2 protein-coding genes are annotated in these 2205 nt (G+C 74.4%); both read left to right on the top strand.

The features are described from left to right. The first annotated feature begins 2 nt into the window (after window positions 1-2). Window positions 3-836: a diaminopimelate epimerase gene (gene dapF / locus AX737_RS18100; RefSeq protein ID WP_245293472.1), complete on the top strand. Its 834-nt coding sequence runs from the start codon at window positions 3-5 to the stop codon at window positions 834-836. Further along, the gene (mtaB, locus tag AX737_RS18095; RefSeq protein WP_066923866.1) at window positions 836-2053 is read left to right on the top strand and encodes a tRNA (N(6)-L-threonylcarbamoyladenosine(37)-C(2))-methylthiotransferase MtaB; all 1218 of its coding nucleotides are present in this window, start codon (window positions 836-838) and stop codon (window positions 2051-2053) included. The genes dapF and mtaB overlap by 1 nt, the downstream gene beginning before the upstream one ends. Window positions 2054-2205: the final 152 nt, after the last annotated feature.

The raw sequence follows: 2205 nt of genomic DNA, 5'->3' as shown, positions 1-2205 counted from the left end.
CCATCGTGGTGCTGGACCTGCGCGGCAGCCAGCACCGCGTCGCGCCCGAGGAGGCGCGGGCCATCGCGGCCGATGCCGGCTCGCGCTTCGATCAGCTCATGGTCGTGCACGATCCCGTGAGCCCCGGCACCGACGCCTACATGCGGATCTACAACACCGACGGCTCGGAATCGGGTGCCTGCGGCAACGGCACGCGCTGCGTCGCCTACGCGATGTTCGACGACCCCGCCATGGCGCGCCCCGCCGAGGGCGGCCGCCTGACCCTGGAGACGGTGGCGGGCCGGGTCGGCGTGCGGCGCGTGGCCGAGCGCGCCTTCACGGTCGACATGGGCCGGCCGCGGCTCGCCTGGGACGAGATCCCGCTGGCCGAGCCCTTTCCCGATACCCGCCGGATCGAGCTGCAGATCGGCCCGATCGACGATCCGGTCCTGCACTCCCCGGGCGTCGTGAACATGGGCAACCCGCACGCGGTGTTCTTCACCGAGCGCGACCCGGACAGCTACGACCTCGCCCGGTTCGGGCCGCTGCTGGAGAACCACCCGATCTTTCCGGAGCGGGCCAACATCTCGGTGGCGCAGGTGACGGGGCGCGACACGATCAAGCTCCGGGTCTGGGAGCGGGGCGCAGGCCTGACGCTCGCCTGCGGCACGGCCGCCTGCGCCACGGTGGTGGCGGCCTCGCGCCTGCGCATGGTCGGGCGCCACGCGACGGTCAGCCTGCCGGGCGGCGACCTCGTCATCGAGTGGCGCGCCGACGACCACGTGCTGATGACCGGCCCGGTCTTCCTGGAGGCGGAGGGCACCTTCGCGCCGGAGCTGTTCGCCGGGGCCGCCTGATGGCGGTCGAGACGCTGACCTTCGGCTGCCGGCTCAACACCGTCGAGTCGGAGGCGATGCGCGCGGCAGCCGGCGCGCATCCAGGCGACCTCGTCATCGTCAACACCTGCGCGGTGACGGAGGCCGCCGGACGTGAGGCCCGCAAGGCCATCCGGCGGCTGCACCGCGAGCGGCCGGCCGCGACGATCGCGGTCACGGGCTGCGGCGCGCAGGTCGAGACGGCGGCCTACGCGGCGATGCCCGAGGTGGCGCGCCTCGTCGGCAACGCCGAGAAGCTCGATCCCGCCGCCTGGGCCGCCGCGCCCGCGCGGGACGTGTCCGACGTGATGGCGGCGCGCGCCGCCGCGCCGACGCGGATCACCGCCATGGCCGGGCATACCCGCGCCTTCTTGGCCGTGCAGAACGGCTGCGACCACCGCTGCACCTTCTGCGTCATTCCGTTCGGGCGGGGGAACTCGCGCTCGGTGCCGGTGGCGGAGGTGGTCGCGCAGGTCGCCCGCATCGTCGAGGCGGGCGGGCGCGAGGTGGTGCTGACCGGCGTCGACCTCACCGCCTACGGGCGCGATCTCGGGGATCTCAGCCTGGGGCGCCTCGTGCGGGCGATCCTCGCCGGGGTGCCGGATCTGGCGCGGCTGCGCCTCTCCTCGATCGATTCCGTCGAGGCCGACCCGGAACTGGTGCGGGCCTTCGCCGAGGAGGCGCGGCTGATGCCCCATCTCCACCTCTCGCTCCAGGCCGGCGACGATCTCGTCCTCAAGCGGATGAAGCGGCGGCATCTCCGCGCCGACGCGATCCGCTTCTGCGCCGAGATCCGGCGCCTGCGGCCCGACACCGTGTTCGGCGCCGACCTGATCGCCGGCTTCCCGACGGAGACCGAGGCGCAGTTCGTCCGCTCGCTCGACCTCGTGGCGGAATGCGGGCTGACGCACCTGCACGTCTTCCCCTACTCCGCCCGCCCCGGCACGCCCGCCGCCCGGATGCCGCCGGTGGCTCCGGACGTGATCCGGGAGCGCGCGGCGCGGCTGCGGGCGGCGGGCGCGGCGGCGCTCGCCCGCCACCTCGACGGCGAGGTCGGCCGCACGCACCGGGTGCTGGCCGAGCGCGGCGGTACCGGCCGCACGGAGGGCTTCACGCCGGTCCGCCTCGCGGCCGAGCCCGGCACGCTCCACACCGTGACGATCGCCGCTCACGACGGCCGCGCACTGATCGCGGCCTGAGGTCATGGGATCCCAAAGGGCCCGAGGCCCTTTGGCGGGGTCCGGGGCGCGCAGCCCCGGGATCGGCTTCCTCGTCCTGGCAGAGCCAGGGCGAGGAAGCCGACAGCAGGGCTCTGCCCTGCACCCGCCAAAGGTCTCGACCTTTGGAATCC

It is taken from the genome of Methylobacterium sp. CCH5-D2, from assembly GCF_001556475.1.
GTDB lineage: Bacteria > Pseudomonadota > Alphaproteobacteria > Rhizobiales > Beijerinckiaceae > Methylobacterium > Methylobacterium hispanicum.
This window is presented reverse-complemented; position numbering and strand designations above follow the sequence as displayed.

Excerpts from the sequence above, each read along its gene's own strand:
- mtaB (WP_066923866.1), top strand. The coding sequence starts at position 836 with ATGGCGGTCGAGACGCTGACCTTCGGCTGCCGGCTCAACACCGTCGAG.